The organism is Streptacidiphilus neutrinimicus, assembly GCF_000787815.1.
GTDB lineage: Bacteria > Actinomycetota > Actinomycetes > Streptomycetales > Streptomycetaceae > Streptacidiphilus > Streptacidiphilus neutrinimicus.
In genome coordinates this window covers 1,160-3,779 of sequence record NZ_BBPO01000172.1, presented here as the reverse complement: position 1 = coordinate 3,779, position 2,620 = coordinate 1,160, and the positions used below count along the sequence as shown (strand labels likewise).

Here is a 2,620-nt window from a genome sequence, read left to right as displayed (position 1 = left end):
TCGCGTTCGTGGTGGACACCTTCTCCCGCCGCATCGTCGGATGGTCTGCGGCCACCACCAAGCACACCGAACTGGTCATGGCCGCGTTGGAGATGGCGCTGTGGCAGCGCGACCGCACCGGAACACGCCCGGAGGTGGGCGGGTTGACGCACCATTCGGACGCGGGGTCGCCCAATACACGTCTTTCGCGCTGGCCGAGCACTTGGACCGGGCCGGCATCGCAGCCTCCATCGGTTCGGTCGGCGACGCGCTCGACAACGCTCTGATGGAGTCGACGATCGGCCTGTACAAGACCGAGCTGATCAAGCCCCAGCGGCCCTGGCGCACGCTGTCCGAGGTCGAGCTCGCCACTGCCGAGTGGGTGGACCCACGGTGAAATAGGCCACGTCCCGCCCGCCGAATACGAAGCCAACTACTACCTGACAGCCACAAAACAGCTGGTCACAGCCACACCATAGAGTCTCCGGCCAAGCCGGTGCGGTTCACTGGGCAGTCTTGTTCGGTACGTCGTAAAGCCTGGTCCTCGGTGAGACTGGGGCGTTGGCCGCCCGTGTGTTGGACGACTCTCTGTGTTAGCGCGTAGGCCGGGCTTGGCGCCACTGGCGGTGGAGATGAGGTTTGTGCCGGGTGGGCGGCCTCGCTTCGATTCGTGTACAACGACACCGTGTGCACGAACGTGGACGAATGAATGTCCAGGTGCTCATCGTGGACGTCGACGTCGTGCTGGTGGAACGTCAGCTGCGGACGAGCGAGCTGGCTTGCCCCGGATGCGGTATCGCGCTGACGCTGTGGGGACACGGCTGGCCGCGGGTGATCCGCGCTGGTGGGGGTTCTCGGTCGCGGTGTGTCCGCGTCGGGCTCGGTGCCGGGATTGTCAGGCGACCCACGTGTTGCTACCGGAGGTGTTGTGGCCTCGGCGGACGGATGCTGCCGAGGTGATCGGGGCCGGCCTGGAGGTAGCCGCGGGGAGGCTCGGACATTTGCTGATCCTGCCGTGTACCGAGCAGTACGCGCCGGAGGCGGTTCCCAGTGGGCACCGGGGGCCGCCGGTCCTCCGGTCCGTGAACCGGCGCGCATCAGTGCCGAGTGGGTCTGGCTGTCCTGGCCATCGCCGCCAGTCATCTGCTGGCCGGACACTTCGCGGCGGCCGGGACGAGCTCCTCCGGGACCAACGTCTCGCTCAACGGGGTGGTCCCTATCGGTCTCGCATTTGCGGCGGTCGCCTAGAGCGTGATCACTAACCCTCCGGACCGCTGGATCGGGTGATCGTCGGGGTGGCGTGAACTTCCTTCCCGTGTGGGAGAGATGTGGTGTTTCGTCTCTATCGCTGTGGTTGGAGGTTGCTGGTGCCGTCGGTGTTGGGGCTGGTGGAGGAGCGGGAAGCTGGGGCTCGGCGCGAGGTCGAGCGTCTCCGGAGCGAGGCGGCCCGGCTGGCTGCTGCTCTCGGGGAGGCCGAGGCGGAGGTCTCGCGCCTGGTCATCGCCCGCGAGACGCTTCGGGACGTGCTGCGCGGGGAGTCCGCTGGCCCGGGTGGTGCGGTGGCGATCGGCCCGGCCGGCGCGATGGCGGACGGCGGGGTTCGGGTGGCTGTGCCGACGCGGGAGCCCGGCATGGGCCTGGACGTGCTCCCGCCGATCTATCGGGAGCTGGCGCAGGTGTTGGGGGCGTCCCCGGAGCCGTTGCAGGCTGGTGAGCTGGCGCGTTTGCTCGGGCTGGAGGCGACGGTCTCGGTCGTGGAGGGTGTGCGGGCGAAGGCGAAGCGGCTGGTGGTGCGGGGGTGGGCGGTGCAGGCGGATCGGGGCCGGTTCGCCTGGGCGGTGGTGCGGGCGGCGGCCTGACCGCCTGGTTCATCACGGTCGGCCGACTCGCCGGGCCAGGCGGCGGGTCATGAGGATGGTCATGGACCAGGTGACCATGGCGAGGTGGTGGGCGGGCAGGCGCTCGTAGTCGCGGACGCAGCGACGGCGTCGGCAGATCCACGAGAGGGTGCGTTCGACGACCCAGCGGCGGGGCAGGACGGTGAAGCCGCTGGTGTCGTCGGCGCGTTTGACGACGGCGACGGTCAGGGCGAGCGCAGCCAGGGCCCACTCGACGAGGAGGCCGGTGTAGCCGCCGTCGGCCCACACGAGGCTGACGTGTGTGCAGCGGTCGTGCAGGAACTGCAGCAGTGGCTCGGCGGCGTCGCGGTCGGGGACGCTCGCGGGGGTGACCAGGCAGGCCAGGAGCAGGCCGAGGGTGTCCACCGCGATGTGGCGTTTGCGGCCGTCGATGTTCTTCCCGGCGTCGTAGCCGCGGTGGCCTGCGGAGACGGTCTCGGCGGCGGGGATGGACTGGGAGTCGATGATGGCCGCGGTCGGCTGGGCGGCGCGACCTTCGCTCTCGCGGACGCGGTCACGGAGCCGGTCGTGGTACTCGGCCAGGGCGCCGTTCTGCGCGGTGCGCTGGAAGTAGGCGTAGACGGCGGAGCGGGGCGGGTAGTCGGCCGGGAGCTGGCGCCACTTGCAGCCGCTGTCGTCGACGTAGCGGACCGCGTCGATGAGCTGGCGTTCGCAGTACCGGGCCGGACGCCCACCGCGGCCCTCCAGCCACGGCGGGACGGGCAGTGCGGCGAGGGTGATCT

General features: G+C 70.0%; 3 protein-coding genes and 1 pseudogene. 3 read left to right on the top strand and 1 reads right to left on the bottom strand.

What is annotated here, in order from left to right:
- The 3 genes and pseudogenes from TR48_RS41450 to TR48_RS38290 form a co-directional block, all read left to right on the top strand.
- A pseudogene (locus tag TR48_RS41450) lies at positions 1–458 on the top strand (DDE-type integrase/transposase/recombinase); the annotation flags it as partial.
- Positions 459–1,086: 628 nt separating this feature from the next.
- Complete coding sequence (locus TR48_RS44120; RefSeq protein ID WP_161789993.1) at positions 1,087–1,227, top strand: hypothetical protein; 141 nt, start codon at positions 1,087–1,089, stop codon at positions 1,225–1,227.
- A gap of 119 nt (positions 1,228–1,346) precedes the next feature.
- On the top strand, positions 1,347–1,838 hold the full coding sequence (locus TR48_RS38290) for a hypothetical protein (protein WP_063771155.1): 492 nt from the start codon (positions 1,347–1,349) through the stop codon (positions 1,836–1,838).
- A gap of 12 nt (positions 1,839–1,850) precedes the next feature.
- Here the strand turns inward: TR48_RS38290 and TR48_RS38285 are convergent.
- Positions 1,851–2,620: IS5 family transposase (locus TR48_RS38285; RefSeq protein WP_369405646.1), on the bottom strand; the 770-nt coding region annotated here is incomplete at its 5' end.